The organism is Aureimonas fodinaquatilis (assembly GCF_008369445.1).
Classification (GTDB): Bacteria; Pseudomonadota; Alphaproteobacteria; order Rhizobiales; family Rhizobiaceae; genus Aureimonas; species Aureimonas fodinaquatilis.
In genome coordinates this window covers 125,364-143,044 of record NZ_VTWH01000001.1, presented here as the reverse complement: position 1 = coordinate 143,044, position 17,681 = coordinate 125,364, and the positions used below count along the sequence as shown (strand labels likewise).

The 17,681-nt window shown below is 57.3% G+C and carries 13 protein-coding genes and 1 riboswitch; of the genes, 6 read left to right on the top strand and 7 right to left on the bottom strand.

The window, feature by feature from the left end; translation table 11 throughout:
* The first annotated feature begins 24 nt into the window (after positions 1–24).
* The 5 genes from FPY71_RS00715 to nhaA all read left to right on the top strand — a co-directional run bounded on the left by FPY71_RS00715 (position 25) and on the right by nhaA (position 8,226).
* Positions 25–1,932: a TonB-dependent receptor plug domain-containing protein gene (locus FPY71_RS00715; protein ID WP_149296634.1), complete on the top strand. Its 1,908-nt coding sequence runs from the start codon at positions 25–27 to the stop codon at positions 1,930–1,932.
* A 45-nt stretch (positions 1,933–1,977) separates the two neighbouring features.
* Positions 1,978–2,187, top strand: a riboswitch (cobalamin riboswitch).
* A 114-nt stretch (positions 2,188–2,301) separates the two neighbouring features.
* The gene (locus FPY71_RS00710) at positions 2,302–5,130 is read left to right on the top strand and encodes a ribonucleoside-diphosphate reductase subunit alpha (RefSeq protein ID WP_149296632.1); all 2,829 of its coding nucleotides are present in this window, start codon (positions 2,302–2,304) and stop codon (positions 5,128–5,130) included.
* 18 nt (positions 5,131–5,148) lie between these two features.
* On the top strand, positions 5,149–6,246 hold the full coding sequence (locus FPY71_RS00705; protein ID WP_149296630.1) for a ribonucleotide-diphosphate reductase subunit beta: 1,098 nt from the start codon (positions 5,149–5,151) through the stop codon (positions 6,244–6,246).
* 47 nt (positions 6,247–6,293) lie between these two features.
* The gene (locus FPY71_RS00700; protein WP_149298555.1) at positions 6,294–7,040 is read left to right on the top strand and encodes an acyl-CoA thioesterase; all 747 of its coding nucleotides are present in this window, start codon (positions 6,294–6,296) and stop codon (positions 7,038–7,040) included.
* A gap of 1 nt (position 7,041) precedes the next feature.
* A complete protein-coding gene (gene nhaA / locus FPY71_RS00695; protein ID WP_149296628.1) occupies positions 7,042–8,226 on the top strand; it encodes a Na+/H+ antiporter NhaA in 1,185 nt (394 codons plus the stop codon).
* Positions 8,227–8,355: 129 nt separating this feature from the next.
* Here the strand turns inward: nhaA and gyrB are convergent, their stop codons facing one another.
* Entirely contained in the window at positions 8,356–10,791 is a 2,436-nt protein-coding gene (gyrB, locus tag FPY71_RS00690; RefSeq protein WP_149296626.1) for a DNA topoisomerase (ATP-hydrolyzing) subunit B, read from the bottom strand.
* 176 nt (positions 10,792–10,967) lie between these two features.
* On the opposite strand from gyrB, the gene FPY71_RS00685 reads away from it, so the two are divergent.
* Positions 10,968–12,392 carry a cytochrome P450 gene (locus FPY71_RS00685; protein ID WP_149296625.1) on the top strand — a complete coding sequence of 475 codons (1,425 nt, stop codon included), beginning with the start codon at positions 10,968–10,970 and terminating at the stop codon, positions 12,390–12,392.
* Here FPY71_RS00685 and FPY71_RS00680 read toward each other — a convergent pair.
* The 6 genes from FPY71_RS00680 to FPY71_RS00655 form a co-directional block, all read right to left on the bottom strand.
* Positions 12,319–13,668 (bottom strand): ATP-binding protein, encoded by a 1,350-nt coding sequence (locus FPY71_RS00680; protein WP_149296623.1) that lies wholly within the window; start codon positions 13,666–13,668, stop codon positions 12,319–12,321. The genes FPY71_RS00685 and FPY71_RS00680 overlap by 74 nt on opposite strands.
* Complete coding sequence (locus FPY71_RS00675; protein ID WP_149296621.1) at positions 13,665–14,318, bottom strand: response regulator; 654 nt, start codon at positions 14,316–14,318, stop codon at positions 13,665–13,667. Before FPY71_RS00675 ends, FPY71_RS00680 begins: the two co-directional genes overlap by 4 nt.
* A gap of 22 nt (positions 14,319–14,340) precedes the next feature.
* Positions 14,341–14,961: a methyltransferase family protein gene (locus tag FPY71_RS00670; protein WP_149296619.1), complete on the bottom strand. Its 621-nt coding sequence runs from the start codon at positions 14,959–14,961 to the stop codon at positions 14,341–14,343.
* A 143-nt stretch (positions 14,962–15,104) separates the two neighbouring features.
* On the bottom strand, positions 15,105–16,124 hold the full coding sequence (gene cysK, locus FPY71_RS00665; protein WP_149296617.1) for a cysteine synthase A: 1,020 nt from the start codon (positions 16,122–16,124) through the stop codon (positions 15,105–15,107).
* Positions 16,125–16,240: 116 nt separating this feature from the next.
* Positions 16,241–16,858 (bottom strand): LysE family translocator, encoded by a 618-nt coding sequence (locus FPY71_RS00660; protein WP_149296615.1) that lies wholly within the window; start codon positions 16,856–16,858, stop codon positions 16,241–16,243.
* Positions 16,859–16,913: 55 nt separating this feature from the next.
* On the bottom strand, positions 16,914–17,678 hold the full coding sequence (locus FPY71_RS00655; RefSeq protein ID WP_149296613.1) for a class I SAM-dependent methyltransferase: 765 nt from the start codon (positions 17,676–17,678) through the stop codon (positions 16,914–16,916).
* Positions 17,679–17,681: the final 3 nt, after the last annotated feature.

Sequence of the window (17,681 nt, the reverse complement as noted above, 5' to 3'; positions counted from 1 at the left end):
TGTACCCGACGAAGGTTTGTTGCAATGTTTTTTCGATTTTCCACCCTTGCCGCCGGGCTGCTTGCAATCACGCCCCTGGCTGCGATTGCCCAGGAAGCCCAGGACCGGGACTCCATTCTGCTGGACCCTGTGGTCATTGCCCCCAATCGCATGCCAACGCCGGAACGGCAGGTTGGCAGCGCAGTCAGCATCATCACTGGCGAAGATCTGGAAAGGCGGCAGATACGGCTGGTGTCGGATGCACTGCGCCAGGTACCGGGTGTGACCGTCGGGCGCAGCGGCTCAGTTGGTTCGCAAACGCAAGTGCGCATTCGTGGCGCGGAAGACAATCAGACTCTGGTGCTGATAGATGGTGTGGAGGTGAACGATCCAGCGTCCGGCAATGCTTTTGATTTCGCCCACCTGCTGACCCAGGATGTGGAGCGTATTGAGGTGTTGCGTGGTCCACAAAGTGCGCTTTACGGCTCTGATGCCATAGGCGGCGTGGTTAACATCATAACCCGCAGGGGCGAAGGTGTGCCCGGCATGTCGATACAGGTGGAAGGTGGCACACGCGGCACGGCTGCAGGTTCAGTGTCGGCAAGTGGAGCAGACGACAGGGCAGATTTTTTCATCAGTCTTGGCGGCTACCGCACGGACGGCTTTTCCTCTGCCGCGCAATGGCGCGGCAATGCTGAACGCGACGGTTATCGCAACACCACGGCCTTCGCCAAACTTGGGGTCAATCCGACAGATGCGCTGCGGCTGGACCTTGTCGGCCGGCTTGTCGATTACCGGCTTGAAAGCGATGACTTTATCGGTGGTGCCGGCGCAGTGGATGCTGACACCGGAACGCGTGGTCAGCAGATGTTTGGCCGGGCGCAGGCAAAGCTGGATCTGCTGGAAGGGCGGTGGCAGCACATTGCCGGAATATCGCGCACGCACAGCGATATGGATTACCAGACCGCCCGGATCACCGATTCCACCTATGCCGGGGAGAAAACCCGCCTCGACTATCAGACGAATCTGACACTGAATTCGGCCGAACTGGTACCTGCCACGCACATACTGACATTTGTGGCTGAACATGAAGATGACTCCGCCACTGTCGGCAGCGAGTATTTCGATTTCGACCGCTCGATCGGCCAGACGGGTTTGGTGGGCCAATACCAGCTCGGCCTGTGGGATGATCTGTTCATTACCGGCAGCATTCGGCATGACATGAATGACCTGTTCGGCGACTACACGACGTGGAGGCTAACCAGCGCTTACAACATCGAAACCAGCGGCACCAAGCTGCGCGGATCCTATGGCACGGGCATCAAAAATCCGTCGCTGTTTGAACTTTATGGCTACACTGACACTTATCGAGGCAACCCGTTGCTGGAGCCGGAAAAGGCCAAAGGCTGGGATGTGGGCGTTGACCAATGGCTTCTGCGCGACGTCGTGATGATCGAGGCGACTTATTTCGACCAGAGAATCAGCAATCTGATACAGGGATCAGGCGAAACATCCGTCAATCTGGCAGGGACATCGCCAGTTCACGGAATTGAACTGGGTGTCAGTCTGACCCCGATGGAGAATCTGGCGATACGCGCCGCCTACACCTGGCTGAAGGGCGAGGATGCTGATGGCATTCAGCTGGTTCGCCGTCCTGCCGACAGCGCCAGCCTGGATATAGGCTACAGCTTTTTCGACGATCGTGCGCAGCTGGATCTCGGCGTCATATACACCGGCGGTCGCACAGACATTGCCTTTGACGAGTTTTACGACCAGTCCACGGTGGAGCTGGAATCCTATATTCTGGTCAACATTGCAGGTTCGTGGCAACTGAACGAAACGGCATCGCTGTTTGGCCGGGTGGAAAATGTGTTCGATGCTCACTATGAGGACGTTTACACCTATGGTGGCACTGGCCGCACAGCAGTGGCCGGGCTGAAGCTGACATTTTAAGCTGTGGATGGCGTCTGGAACAGTTGACTCCAAGTCGCTATCAACACAAGATATAGTAGTCACGGTCTTTCATATGTCTATATATGCAAGCTAAGAGGGAATTCGGTGAGCTGTAAGGCAAATCCGGAACTGCCCCCGCAACTGTAGGCGGCCAGCCTTTTGCCCAACCATGTCACTGAGGCTTTCGCCTTGGGAAGACCGGGCAAAAGGCCATGATCCGCAAGTCAGGAGACCTGCCGCGACAAACTAACTTTCCCTCGGCGGGGTGTCCGAAGCGGATCGTGTTGTTGCGGCTGTCTGCATGCCCGCTGGCATGCGCGCTCCAGGCACGTTTTCGCCCGGCCTCTGCCAGTTTTGCCGGAGCACACGATGTCCTTGTCTTCCCCATCTCAACCAAAGCCTGTTGGCGCGCCCGTTACCGCTATGGCAGATGCCCCGGCAAATGACTTTGCTATCCGGGTTCTTCGTCGCAACGGCTCGGTATCGCAATTCGACGCGACCAAGATTTCCATTGCCATGACCAAGGCCTTTCTGGCAGTGGAAGGCCGCCCCGCCGCAGCATCAACCCGCGTGCATGACATTGTGGCGCAGTTGACGCGAGAGGTTGTCTCGGCGCTGGAACGCCGCCCCGGTCAGGGCCGGGTCATCCATATTGAAGATATTCAGGATCAGGTGGAACTGGCGCTCATGCGCTCCGAACACCACAAAGTGGCACGCGCTTATGTTCTGTACCGTGAGGAGCATAACCGGCAGCGTGGAGCGAAGGAAGCGGCTGTTGAGGCAAGTCCGGCCATTCACGTGCGCCGGGCAGACGGCAGCCGCGTGGTGCTGGATGAGGCGCGGCTCAAGGCCATTGTTCAGGAAGCTTGCGAAGATCTGCAAGGCACCGATGTGGACGCCATTCTGGCAGGCACACGCCAGAATCTTTACGATGGCGTCAGTGAGGCAGAGCTTGCAGAGGCACCCATTCTGGCCTCACGTGTGTTGATTGAGACTGAGCCCAATTATGCCTTTGCCAGCGCAAGGCTGCTTCTGGACAAATTGCGCACAGAAGCTCTTTCGCATGTCAGCGGAGTTTCGCAGAGTGCGACAGAAGCCGAAATGGCTGCGCGTTATGCTGATTACTTTGCCGACTATCTGACCTGTGGCGTTGAGGCCGGGCTGATTGACGCAGAATTGGCGCGATTTGACGTTGCCCGGCTGGGCGCTGCCATTCAACCTGAGCGTGACAGAAATTTTCAGTTTCTGGGCCTGCAAACCCTGTATGACCGATATCTGCTGCAAACCGGTGGCGTGCGTTTTGAAATGCCGCAGGCATTTTTCATGCGTGTGGCCATGGGTCTTGCGCTACGTGAGGTGGACAGGGAAAGCCGGGCCATCGAGTTCTATGAACTGCTGTCCTCTTTCCGCTTCATGGCGTCCACGCCAACATTGTTCAATTCCGGCACGCAGCGGCCGCAGCTTTCATCCTGCTTCCTCACCACAATCGGTGATGATTTGGGAGCCATTTTCAAAGCGGTGAAGGACAATGCCCTGCTGGCAAAATATTCCGGCGGGCTGGGCAATGACTGGACACCGGTTCGCGGCCTTGGCGCGCACATCAAGGGCACCAACGGCCAGAGCCAGGGCATTGTACCCTTCCTGAAAGTGGCCAATGACACAGCGATTGCGGTGAATCAGGGCGGCAAACGCAAGGGTGCGGTGTGCGCCTATCTGGAAAGCTGGCATATCGATATTGAAGAGTTTCTGGACCTTCGCAAAAACACCGGTGACGAGCGCCGCCGCACGCACGACATGAACACCGCCAACTGGGTGCCGGACCTGTTCATGCAGCGGGTTGAGACCAATGGCGATTGGACGCTGTTTTCGCCGGATGAAGTGCAGGGACTGCACGACCTGACCGGGACAGCGTTTAAAACGGCTTATGAAGCGCATGAGGCGCGGGCGGATCGGGGTGAATTAAAGGTGTTTCGCCGCATCAAGGCCAGTGATCTATGGCGCAAAATGCTGACCATGCTGTTTGAAACCGGCCATCCGTGGATCACTTTCAAAGATCCGTGCAATCTGCGCTCGCCGCAAAGCCATGTCGGTGTTGTCCACTCGTCCAATCTTTGCACCGAAATCACGCTGAACACATCGGACAGTGAAGTTGCCGTCTGCAACCTCGGGTCGGTCAATCTGGCACAGCATATCGGCCCGAACGGACTGGATCAGGGCAAGCTGGCCGCCACAATGCGCACTGCCATGCGCATGCTCGACAATGTGGTGGACATCAATTTCTACACCATTCCGGAAGCTCGCCGTTCCAACCTTCTGCACCGGCCGGTTGGACTGGGCCTGATGGGTTTCCAGGATGCGTTGCATGTGCTTTCGCTGCCCTATGCCAGCGAAGCGGCGGTGACTTTTGCCGATGAAAGCATGGAACTCATCAGCTATCACGCCATCTCCGCCTCCGCCGATCTGGCAGAGGAGCGAGGCCGCTATCCATCCTTTGCCGGGTCTCTTTGGTCACGCGGTATTTTGCCAATCGATTCCATTGAACTTCTGGCGGAAGCGCGCGGGGGACTGGAGATGGACCGGCAGACCCGACTGGACTGGCAGACCCTGCGTGAACGGGTGATGCGGGTCGGGCTGCGCAATTCCAACATGATGGCCATTGCGCCAACCGCAACAATTTCAAATATTTGCGGCGTTTCCCAATCGATTGAGCCGGCCTATCAGAACCTGTTTGTCAAATCCAACATGTCCGGCGATTTCACTGTGGTCAATGCCGCTCTTGTGCGGGATCTGAAGGCCCGCGACCTGTGGGATGAGGTGATGATCTCCGACCTGAAATATTATGATGGCTCGCTGGGGCCGATAGCCCGTGTGCCGGAAGAGCTCAAGGCACTGTATGCCACGGCCTTTGAGATCGACAGTTCGTGGTTGATCGAAGCTGCATCGCGCCGCCAGAAGTGGATTGATCAGGGCCAGTCACTCAACCTCTATCTGGCCAATCCCAGCGGCAAGGCGCTGGACAGCTTGTACCGGCTGGCGTGGAACCGGGGGCTGAAAACCACCTACTACCTGCGCACCCGATCTGCCAGCCATGTGGAAAAATCCACCCTCAGCGGTACGGATGGCAAGCTGAATGCCGTTTCGGCAACCGTGCCGATGGCCTGCTCGATTGATGACCCGACCTGCGAAGCCTGCCAGTAATTGCCGGAGATCAGAACAATGTTGAACTGGAACGAAACTGCTGTGTCCAACGCAACCATCGCCGACGCCACTGGCCTTGGCAGCATAGACCGAGGTGGCGCGCGCGTCAGCGTTGACGAAAAGCGCATGATCAATGCCCGGGCCGATGTGAACCAGCTTTTGCCCATGAAATATGGTTGGGCCTGGGAGAAATATCTCGCCGCCTGCAACAACCACTGGATGCCAACCGAAATTTCCATGCAGGCCGATATTGCCCTGTGGAAGTCGGCTGATGGCCTGACTGAGGATGAACGGCGCATGGTCAAGCGCAATCTGGGCTTTTTTGCCGCCTCGGAATCGCTGGTTGCCAACAACATCGTTCTGGCAATTTACCGCCACCTGACCAACCCGGAATGCCGGCAATATCTGCTGCGGCAATCTTTCGAGGAAGCGGTCCACACCCATACATTCCAGTACATCGTTGAAAGCCTTGGGCTGGATGAGGGCGAGCTTTTCAACATGTACCGCGAGGTGCCATCCATCACGGACAAGGCTGCATGGGCGCTGGGCCACACCCAGAGCCTGGATGACCCGGCATTCAGCACCGGCACAGATGCTGCCGACCAGATTTTCCTGAAGGATCTGGTGGCGTTTTACGTCGTGTTCGAAGGCATGTGGTTCTACACCGGTTTTGCGCAGATTCTTTCGCTGGGCAGACGGGGCAAAATGGCCGGCATTGCAGAGCAGTATCAATATATTCTGCGTGATGAATCGCTCCATCTGAACTTCGGCATAGACGTGATCAACCAGATCAAAGCGGAAAATCCGCATCTGTGGACCAGCGCTTTCCAGGAAGAAATCCGCGCCATGCTGCGGCAGGCGGCAGAGCTGGAGGCTGCCTATGGCCGGGACACGATGCCAAGAGGTTTTCTGGGGCTGAATGCCGAAAGCTGTGAGCGCTACATGCACTTCATAGCCAACCGGCGTTGCGCTCAGCTTGGGCTGGAGCCGGTGTTTGCCGCAACGGAAAATCCCTTCCCGTGGATGTCGGAAACCATGGATCTGAAAAAGGAAAAAAACTTTTTCGAAACCCGTGTTATCGAATATCAGAATGGCGGCAGCCTGAGCTGGGACTGATCAGGCTGCAGCCCTGCCATGCAAAAATTTGAAGGTCTTTCCGCGTGATGACAGCCCCGAAAACCTGCCTGATCGATATTGTGTTTCCGGGCGACACCAACCACCACGGAACATTGTTTGGCGGCGTCGGCCTTGCCCATATGGACAAGCTCGCTTTCATCACCGCAGGCCGCTACGCCCATTGTGACTTTGTAACGGCGTCCTGTGAACGGATAGACTTTCGCGCGCCCTGCCGGCTTGGCGATATTGTCGAGCTGGAGGGGCGTATACACCGTACCGGCCGCCGGTCTCTGGGTGTGGAAGTTGAATTGGTAGCGGAAGACCCTCTTTCCGGGGAGCGGCGCTCCTGCGCAACCGGTATTTTCAACATGGTTGCGGTTGGCACATTCGATCCCCCCGCCAAAATAACTGAGCATGGCGATTTGCCCGGAATGCTGCGTGTGGTTGACTTCGTGTTTCCCGGCAGCACCAGCCATTATGGCAGCCTTTATGGAGGAGAAGCGCTTGCATCCATGGCAAAGGCAGCCTTCGTCTGCGCCACGCGGCATTGCCGCAAGGCGGTTGTCCTTGCCTCTACCCGGCGGATTGATTTTGAAGACCATATCCAACCTGGCGAGGTTATGGAGATTACCGCATTTGTTGAGACCGTGGGTCGCAGCGCCATGACAATTGCGGTTGAACTGCGTGCAGAAAACTTGCACACAGGTGTCGCGCGCCGGTGTGGTGGCGGCCAGTTCGTCATGGTGGCCGTCAATTCAGATCACCGGCCGGTAGCAGCAGACACGGCAGGATAGTATGAGTTTCCCCACAGGCCGAACCAACTGGACACTGCGTCGCTTTCTGGACGCTGAATCCTCGGGCGGAATTTTGCTGATGCTGACGTCGCTGTTGGCAATTCTGGTTGCCAATTCCGGTCTGGCCTCCTCTTACTTCAGCTCACTTCAAAGCTATATCGGCCCACTCAGCGTACAGCACTGGGTCAATGACGTGCTGATGGCACTGTTTTTTCTGATGGTTGGCCTGGAAATCAAGCGCGAGGTGCTGGATGGCCAGCTTTCAAGCTGGGCCAGACGCACTCTGCCCGGATTTGCCGCACTGGGCGGCATGCTGGTACCCGCCCTGATTTTTATCAGCTTCAACTATTCCGACCCGCAGGCGGTGCATGGCTGGGCCATTCCTTCTGCCACCGACATCGCTTTTGCGCTTGGCGTGCTGTCATTGCTCGGCCCGCGTGTGCCCACATCGCTGAAAATATTTCTCGCGGCACTGGCCATTATCGATGATCTTGGTGCGGTGGTCATCATTGCGCTTTTTTACAGCGGTGGAATTTCCTGGCTGGATCTGGCCGGGGCAGCGCTGGTGTTCGCTGTGCTGATCGGCCTCAACCGCCGCAATGTCGGTTCGCTGTTGCCTTATCTGCTGCTGGGCGCTGTGTTGTGGTTGTTTGTCTACCGTTCGGGCGTGCACGCCACAATTGCCGGTGTGCTTCTGGCACTGACAATTCCGCTGAAGCGCACTCCGGCAAAGCCCGAGGCATCGCCTGATGTTTCGCCATTGCACCGGCTGGAACTGGGCCTTCACAAGCCGGTGGCGTTTTTTATTGTCCCGCTGTTCGGCTTTGCCAATGCCGGAGTTTCCTTTGCCGGAATTACACCCGCTGTCCTGGTAGAGCCATTGACACTGGGCGTCGCAGCCGGGCTGTTTTTCGGCAAGATGATCGGCGTTTTTGGCTCGGTGTGGCTGCTGGTCAAGACTGGCTTTGCCGAATTGCCCGCTGCCGCCAGTTGGAGCCAGGTTTTCGGCGTTTCGCTTTTATGCGGAATTGGCTTCACCATGAGCCTGTTCATCGGCCTTCTGGCCTTTGATGATCCGGGCCTGCAAGACCGTGTGAAGTTCGGTATCCTTGCTGGTTCGCTGGTTGCCGGACTGTGCGGCTATGCCGTGCTGCGTTTTTCAGACCGCCGGAAGATTGCGACCTGATTGAAGCTCCTGGTTCAATGGTCGTCGAAGCGTATTGGTTTCAACGACACGACAAGGCCCCAGAATAAAACCCCGAAAGTTGATGTCCAACTTCCGGGGTTTATGGAGTGTCAGCCTCTGGCCGGGTGATCAGACGTCAAGATTGGCAACCTGCAACGCATTTTCCTGAATGAACTCGCGTCGTGGTTCGACCTCATCACCCATCAGGCGTGAGAACAACTGGTCGGCATCCGTTGCATCGTTGATTTTCACCTGCAACAAAGTGCGCACTTCCGGATCCAGCGTGGTTTCCCAAAGCTGTTCGGCATCCATTTCGCCAAGGCCTTTATAGCGCTGGAGCGAAAGACCCTTGCGCCCGACCTCAAACACCGTCGTCAACAATTCCAGCGGGCCGAAAATTGCCTTGTGCGTTTCCTTGCGGTGCAGAACCGGAGAATGCGGATAAACCTCAGCCAGCCGCGGTGACAGACGATGCAATGCAATCGCGTCGGCAGAGTGAATCAGCGCAGCATCGATGCTCTGCACTTCGTTCACGCCGCGCACCATGCGGGTGAAGCGATAGCCACCTTCTACGGTAGCCTCACCCGTCCAGCCCCGCTCCGTTTCTTCCGAAAGCAGGTCCAATGCACGCGCAATCCGCTCTGCCATATAGGGTGCATCCGCGCCGCTCTCTGCCACCTCTGGCGAAAGCGCACCGGCAATTGCCGCCTGTTCCACCACCATGCGGTTGTAGCGCGTGTGCAAACCGCTCAGGATCTGGCGCAGTGTCAGCGCATCATCGACAACGCTGCGCAGGTCCATCCCCGTGCGGCTTTCGCCATTGCCAAGCTTCAGAACAGCATCTTCCAGACCGCCGATGACCAGATAGTCCTCCAGCGCCCTTTCATTTTTGAGATACTGGCTCTGCTTGCCTTTTGTCACCTTGAACAGCGGCGGCTGCGCAATATAGACATAGCCGCGCTCAATCAACTCCGGCATCTGCCGGAAGAAGAAAGTCAGAAGCAGGGTTCGAATATGCGCGCCGTCCACGTCGGCGTCCGTCATGATGATGATTTTGTGGTAGCGCAGCTTATCGGGGTTGAATTCGTCTTTGCCGATTGATGTGCCAAGCGCGGTGATCAGCGTGCCGATCTGGTCTGATGCCAGCATTCGGTCAAACCTTGCCCGCTCCACATTCAGAATTTTGCCACGCAGAGGCAAAATCGCCTGGTTCTTGCGCGAGCGCGCACCCTTCGCTGAACCACCTGCCGAGTCACCCTCCACCAGGAAGATTTCGGACTTGGCCGGGTCACGCTCCTGGCAATCGGCCAGTTTCCCAGGCAAGGAGGTGATGTCGAGAGCGCCTTTGCGCCGCGTCAACTCACGCGCCTTGCGCGCAGCCTCACGGGCAGATGCGGCTTCAACCACCTTGCTCATCAAAACGCGCGCTTCCTGCGGGTGTTCCTCAAGCCAGGTTGAAAGTGCCTCATTGACCAGCCCTTCAACAACCGGGCGAACTTCCGAAGAAACCAGCTTGTCCTTGGTCTGCGACGAAAATTTCGGGTCTGGAACTTTAACCGACAGCACGCAGGTCAACCCTTCCCGGCAATCATCGCCAGTCAGTGTCACCTTTTCCTTTTTCAGCGTGCCGGAGCTTTCTGCGTAACCGGTGATCTGACGCGTCAGCGCGCCACGGAAACCGGCCATATGCGTGCCGCCATCACGCTGCGGAATGTTGTTGGTGAAGGCCAGAACGTTTTCCTGATAGGAATCATTCCACCACATCGCCACTTCAACGGTCATGCCATCCTTTTCACCGTGCAGAACAATCGGCTCGCCAATCAGCGGCTTGCGTGCCCGGTCAAGGTAGCGAACAAATGCATGAAGCCCGCCTTCATAGAAAAGCTCAACCCGCTTTTCATCCACCGGGCGCCTGTCCGTCAGCACAATGCGGACGCCGGAATTCAGAAATGCCAGCTCCCGAAGCCGATGCTCCAGCGTTCCAAAATCAAACTCGGTTTTGGTGAATGTGTCTGTTGACGGCAGGAACGATATCGCCGTGCCGGTTTCCTGACCGGCTTCTCCGGTGATCGCCAATGGCGAATCCGGAACGCCATGGGTGAACGACATTTCATGGATCTCGCCATTGCGGCGGATCTTCATGCGCAGCCAGACCGAAAGCGCGTTCACCACAGAAACGCCAACGCCATGCAGGCCGCCGGAAACCTTGTAGGAATTCTGGTCGAATTTTCCGCCCGCGTGCAGTTGGGTCATGATGACCTCTGCCGCTGAAACTCCCTCGCCAGTGTGAATGTCTGTTGGAATACCGCGCCCATTGTCGGTCACCGTGCATGAGCCATCGGCATTCAGCGTCACGGTAACAAGGGTGGCATGCCCGGCAAGCGCCTCATCAATGGCGTTGTCCACCACCTCATAGACCATATGGTGCAGGCCCGACCCGTCATCGGTGTCACCAATATACATTCCGGGCCGCTTGCGAACCGCGTCCAGCCCCTTCAGCACTTTGATGGAGTCAGCTCCATATTCGGCTGCGGCACCAGCGTTCGTCTGCTCAGCTTCTGACATGGGATTCCTTCATTCGCACGACATGCGCATAGCTTAATGAAACACCGTGGCGAATCACCATGACCCTGCCTCCGCGCTGTCGTTTTCACGAGGCTTTATATAGTCGTTTTGCTCTGGAATTAAAAGCTTTACCCGTCCATCTGGACCTGTGCCGGCCGGCACCCCATATCAACCGCATGGACAGTATGACCCAGCCGTTCCTGGCACCCGCACCGGTGCCGCACACCCGCCCCCTTGGCATGCTTGGCTTTGTCTGGACCGCGTCGCGCAATCCAATAGAGATCTGGGGCAGCCGTGCCTTCAAGGAGCCATATCTGCGGGCCAACTGGCTGCGTGTTCCCACCATCATTGTCAATGATCCGGAAGGCATTCGCCATTGTCTGGTGGAAAACGCTGCCAACTATGTCATGCAGCCTCTGCGCCAGAGGGTCTTGCGCCCCATGCTTCGCGATGGGCTGCTGACAGCGGAAGGCGAGTTGTGGAAACGCACGAGGCGCTCGCTTGCGCCGGTGTTCACCCCGCGCAATATTGCAGCTCTGACCCCCGCCATGCAGCAGAAGAGCCAGTCATTTGCGCAGGAGCTGGCCGCGCGCTCCGGCGAAACAATAGACGTGGCGTTTCAGATGACGCTTCTGACCTACGGCATTTTGCAGGCAACGCTGTTTTCCGACGACATTACCGGAGAGCCAGAAGAATTTGCGCATTCCATGGACAAATTTCTGGCGCGCATGGGCCGTGTTGACCCGCTGGATATACTGGATGCACCTGCCTTTCTGCCGCGCATCAACCGCTTGATTGGCCGCCGCTCGACCAATTATTTCCGCCGCCTGATTGCCGGAACAATGGAAAAGCGTGCCGAGTTGCTGCGCCAGCACCCCGACCGTGCGCCGCAGGACTTTTTGACACTGTTGCTGCAGGCCGATGGTTTGTCCCGGTCCGAGATTGAAGACAACATCATTACCTTCATTGGTGCGGGCCATGAAACGACGGCCCGTGCGCTGGGCTGGACGCTGTATCTTTTGAGCCAGTCCCCGGCGGAACGCCAGCTCGTGGAACAGGAAATCGACGCGCAGCTTGCCAGCCCGGGTGATCCGGCAAGCTGGCTGGACAGACTGCCACGCACCCGCGCCGCGCTGGAGGAGGCCATGCGCCTGTATCCACCGGCGCCTTCGCTGAACCGCACCGCCCTTCAACAGGATCGTGTCGGCGACATGGATATTCCGGCTGGGGCTTCGCTGCTGGTCATGCCGTGGCTGGTGCACCGCCATGAACTGCTGTGGGACAGGCCTGGCCACTTCATGCCCCAGCGCTTCCTGCCAGAGGCACGAAGCCAGATTGACCGCTACCAATATCTGCCCTTTGGCGTCGGCCCGCGTGTCTGCATTGGCTCAAGCTTTGCAATGCACGAAGGGGTCATTGCCCTCGCGTGTCTGATGCAACATTTGCGTTTCGATTATGTGGGCGCGACAGCACCTTATCCAGTGCAGAAAATCACTGTTCAGCCGCGTGGGGGTCTGCCTATGCGGGTCAGTCTGCGGAAGACGCAGGGAAGACTGCCCGAACATGAAGCCCGCCCAGCAACACCGATCGGGCAAGGCTGACCTGCCCGCCGTAGCGGCCAGCGATTGAGCTCACAATTGAAAGACCCAGACCCGAGCCGCTGCCTCTGGCGGATGTGCCGCGCCAGAACCTGTCAAACGCAGTGCTCAGCTCTGCCGCATCCATCCCGTCGCCGGAATCCTCAACCTGTACCCAGGAAAACTGCTCATCAGCGCCAGTGGAAACGACCACCTGCGCTCCCGGTCCTGAATGGCGTATCGCATTGTCAATGAGATTGCGCACCAGAACCGATATTTCCGTTTCCCTTGCCATGATCCGTGCCGGCATGCCGGAATATTCCAGTTCCACATCCAACGCGACGGCATTCGGAAAGCTCTCTGCAACTTCCAGCCCCGCAACATGATCCAGATCGACAAGTTCTGCTGCATGCGCGCCCTGCAGCGCCTCAATCCGGGCCAAGGACAGCAATTGCTCCACAAGCCGGGTGGCCCTGTCCAGGCCACTGTGCACCTTGTCCAGTGTTGCCAGCATTTCACCGTCGGCCTGCGAACGGTCAACCACCTGCAACTGCGCTTTAATGGCCGCCAGCGGCGTGCGCAGCTCGTGCGATGCGTCGGCAATGAACCGGCGCTCTTTATCCATCGCTGTTGCCAGCCGGGCAAAAAGATCGTTGAGACTGTTCATGATCGGCTGCAGTTCTGCGGGTGCTTCCGCCGCGCTCAGCGGCTGCAACTGGCGCGCAGAACGCCCGGTGATCTCCTCGCTCAACAAAGTCAGCGGGCGCAGCCCCCATGTCACTGCCAGCACTGTCGCAGTTAAAAGCGCGGCAAATCCAAGCAGCATTGGCAGCGCAACACCCAGCATTGTGCCCAAAGCATCAAATTTCGCTTCCCCGGCAGACAAGCCCACAGTGACCAGCACATCGCCGTTGGGGCTGGCTCTTGTCGAAGTTCGCCAGTCCAAACCTGCACTGTCGATAATGCGCGCGGTGCTATCCGATGGGATCGGTCCATCCGGGGTGTTGCTGGACCTGTAGATTTCCTGAGCCCCTCGGCGCACAACCACAAAGTAATTATCAACGCCATCCCGCATATATTCGTCATCGCCCACCACCTCTGCGGCAGGTGCCGTTTCGCTTGAGAAGCTGGTGGCCAGCGCAGTGGCAAAATGGGCAGTTTGCCCCCGGTCCGCCTCGTCAACCGCGCCCAGAGCGGCCCAGAGAACCAGCCCTGAAGCGGCGAGCCAGACCGCCGACAATATGCCGAACAGCCATACAAACAGCCTGCGGCGCAGCGAGTAAGCCGGGAGCATTTTCATAAAAGCATGTACCCCACACCCCGCAATGTCCGGATTCTGCTGACCCCGATTTTCTTGCGAAGCTGCGAAATATAAACCTCGATGGTATTGCTTTCCGCTCCCTCATCCCAGCCATATAACAGATCGGTCAATTGGCCTTTGGTCACCACACGCCCTGCACGCTCCATCATGAACTGGAGCACGGTGAATTCATGTGGCGATATGGCCGTGCCGACACCATCCACCTCAAGGCTGTGCGTATCAACGCTCAAGGAAATTCCACCGATTGCCAGCCGGATCTCCGGCAGGCCGAACTGACGTCTCGCCAGCGCATTGCAGCGCGCGAGCAGCTCCTGCATGTCAAATGGTTTGACAAGATAATCGTCCGCCCCACTGTTCAATCCGGTAATTCTGTCTTCAACAGAATCTCGTGCTGTCAGCGCAAGCAGCGGCACGCGATTGCCCGCCGCGCGAGCGCGCGCCAGCACTTCAAGTCCATCCATGCCCGGCAGCCCCAGATCCAGCACAACCAGGTCAAACGCGTCGGTGAGCAAAGCGTCGGCCGCATCCACGCCATTGCGCAGCCAGTTCACCGCATGACGCTCGCGCATCAACATGGTTTTCACCGCATCGCCAATCAGGGCATCATCTTCGATAAGCAGAATTTTCAAAGGTGCGATCCAGTGCAGCGGATCAATAAAAGGCAAACAGCGGCTGAATGATCTGCGCGCTTTGCAGCCGCTGTATGACATTTATTGCTGGCAGCGCCATCAGAAAATATGACGCGTCAATTGCGGTTCGGCGCAGAGCGGGCGGACTGAATTCGACCAGATCAACTTGCGTGGTTCTTTGTGCCTCGGGAAGTATTCGCGGGAAGAAACGCGGCACCGCAGTTTGGTAATACAGATATTCCGTACCGAAAATGGCCTGCAGTGCCACCTCTTCCCTGGCGATCACAAATCTGAAAACTGCGTATGCCAGTGCAAACAGCAGGAAAGACAGCAACAGAGACCCATATAGAAGCCCGACGCCAGCCAGACCAAAGGCTGAAAAAAGATAGAGCGGGTTTCGTGAGTGGGCATATGGACCAGAGGTTACCAGATGCCGGTTTTTCCGCCCGCCGACATAGAGAGACGCCCAGCAGCGCCCGGCAATGCAGAGAAGTATGAGGACCAATCCGCTGAACCGGAGAAGGTCCGCCGTAACACTGCCCGCGGGCCATGCGCTGCGTGAATAGAGCGCGAGAAAAACCGCCAGAGGCGATATCAGCCAAAGAAATTGAATTCTTTTGCGCTGTTGAAAAACTGCAATCATGACTCTGCCTGCCACTTCTGGACCTGAAAGGCAGGTTTGAAGTGGCAAGCTGAAATTTACCTGAAGGTCAGCGCAAGCCGGATTGGTTTGGCGCTTTGTCTTCCGCGCTGAAACGTGACCGTTTCAACGACAGGTGCTTCAGGTCAGATGGACGGTGCCGGTGATGGTGGTGCGGGGTCGTCACCCAGCCCGTCAAACAATGCCGTTGAAAGATATCTTTCGGCGAAAGACGGGATAATGATGACAATGTTTTTGCCGGCATTTTCCGGCCTGCTGCCAACCTCAACGGCTGCCGTCAGCGCTGCACCCGAAGAAATGCCAACAGGTATGCCTTCAAGCCGTGCCAGCAGACGCGCATTTTCAAAGGCGGAATCGTTGGAGACTTTGACGACCTCGTCAAAAATTCCTGTATCCAGAACCCCTGGCACAAACCCCGCGCCAATGCCCTGAATCTTATGCGGGCCAGGATTTCCACCCGACAGGATGGGTGACGCTTCGGGTTCGACAGCAACCACGCGCACATCCGGCTTGCGTGCCTTAAGCACCTGCCCGACGCCGGTGATGGTACCGCCGGTGCCAATGCCCGAAATCAGAATATCAACATTGCCGCCCGTGTCGTTCCAGATTTCTTCCGCCGTTGTGACCCGATGAATCTGTGGATTGGCAGGATTTTCAAACTGCTGCGGAATGACGGCATCCGGCAATTCGGCCTTCAACTCTTCGGCCTTGGCAATCGCGCCTTTCATGCCTTTGGCACCTTCCGTCAGCACAAGGTCTGCGCCCAGAAGCCGCAGCATCTTGCGCCGCTCCACCGACATGGTTTCCGGCATGGTCAAAATCAGCCGATAGCCCTTTGCTGCTGCGGCAAATGCCAGCGCAATTCCGGTATTGCCGGATGTTGGCTCAATCAGCACCGTTTTGCCTGGAATGGCAATTCCATCTGCTTCAAGCTTTTCCAGCATGGCAACGCCAATCCGATCCTTGACCGAGGCGATGGGATTAAAGAATTCAAGCTTGGCCAGAAGAACCGCCTTCACACCCTTGTCAGCGGCAAAACGATCAATCCTGACCAGCGGTGTATCGCCAATCGTGTCCAGAATGGAGTTGTAAACACGTCCGCGACCATGCGTGCGGGCCTGTTGGTTGTTGATGGCGTCGCTCATAAAGCGTCCTCTCCGGTTTTTTCTGCGGCTTAATCTAGGGTATGACCCGCGCCTTGCCGAGGATCAACCATCCAATCCCTTACGGGATGACGCAAAATTTTTCCGGTGGAAGAACTTTACGTCCCGCGGCTTGCTGTCCAGAGTGCCGCGCCAGCCAGAATAGCGGCTGCGCCACGGTTCATGCGTTTCAAAGCCCTTGGCGTGCGTAGAAAGTACCGCGCACGCGCGGCAAGCGCCGCATAGGGCAGCAATGCAATATATACAATTGCAAAGCTGACAACCGCCAGCACGGAAATATCCATGCCATCAATCGCTCGCAGATCAATCAACGTTGGCAACAGAGCCAGATAGAAGAAAATGGTTTTGGGGTTGGCCAATGTGACGGCAAAGCCGGACAGCATGCTGGCCAAGGGCTTTTCCCTGACCGATTCCGCAACAACCAGCTTGTCACCTGATGCCCGCCACAGCCGTATGGCCAGATACAAAAGATAGGCAGCCGCACCATAGCGAATAACGGTGAACACATCGCCCAGAACTTCGGCCAGAAGCGACAGACCGAAACATGCGGCCATGAGATAAAAGACATCGCCCAACGCCAGACCCACAAGAAAGGTGAGCGACGAGCGAAAGTCCGACCCCAGCGCCCGGCCGACCAACGCGATGATTCCCGGGCCTGGAATGGCAGCAGCGATTCCCAGAGCAAGGCAGTAGGCAAGAAAAGCAGCAATGGTCACAGCACAGGCACCTTTGTACTATACGATATTATTTATAGTTATACACAATTGCCGGTCACAGTGCACGGGCTTCAATCAATGCGACATCCAGCAGAAAAGAGCCATCCGGCTCAATCGCGAAATGCTCCCGCACCGGCTTTGGCGCAGCATTCTGCAATGCGCGTATCGCATCCACCAGGCCGGGTGGTGTGCGCATTCTCTCAATCCAGACCGGGAAATCCATTCTGACACGAAAAATTCTGCTGGACTGTGCTGCAAAGCCTGCCTGCCCCAAAGCCGACAGCCACTGGGCCAAAGTGTAATCACGAACGTGGGACGTGTCGCGCAACAGCTCAACTGCCTGCAAATGCGTGTCCAGCAACGCCGCCCCGGGGGCAACAACATCAATAAACACCGCTGGGGCATCGGTGGCCAGTACGCGCCTTGCCTGCCGCAAACCGCCCGCAAAATCTGCCCAGTGATGGGCGGAATAGCGGCAGGCCAGCATATCAAAATGGCCCGGCGCAAAAGGCAGTGCCTCGGCAGCGGCCTGCACAGTTTCAATATTGCCCAGTCCGCGTTTTGCGGCAGTTTGTGCCACGGCAGCCAGCATTTCGGCAGACAGGTCAACCGCGGTGACATTGGCAGCATGATCGGCCAGAAGATAAGCAACATGCCCACCTCCAGTACCAAGGTCGATTGCCCTTGACGGGCGAACCTGAGCCGCCATGTGTCGCAAAGCTTCCAGATCTTCACCGCTGGAGTGTACGCTGCTGGCCACATAGGCTTGAGCCTGCGGGCCAAACTGGCTCTCAACATTGGTTTCGTGCGCCTTGGCCATCAC